1 protein-coding gene is annotated in these 307 nt (G+C 74.6%); it reads right to left on the minus strand.

The annotated features are described in order from the left end of the window. The coding region (locus UK12_RS35105) for an acyltransferase domain-containing protein (protein ID WP_045307278.1) at positions 1 to 307 on the minus strand (307 nt) is incomplete at both ends.

A 307-nucleotide genomic window follows, 5' to 3' on the forward strand; every position in this document is an offset into this window, starting at 1 on the left:
CCTCCAGCGCAGCCGGCTCACCCGAAACCACCACCGACGACGGACCGTTGACCGCAGCGACCGAGATCCGCTCCTCGCCCCAGACGCTCAGCCGCCCCCGCACCAGCTCCACCGGCAGCGCGACCGCCACCATGCCACCACGCCCCGCCAGACCACCGGCAATCGCCCCGCTGCGCAGCGCAACCCCGCTCGCGCCGTCCTCCACCGCCAGCGCACCCGCCACCACAGCAGCCGCGATCTCACCCTGCGAGTGGCCCACCACGACCGACGGCGACACGCCCGCCGACTGCCAGACCTCCGCCAGCGA

This window comes from Saccharothrix sp. ST-888 (assembly GCF_000955975.1).
GTDB lineage: Bacteria > Actinomycetota > Actinomycetes > Streptomycetales > Streptomycetaceae > Kitasatospora.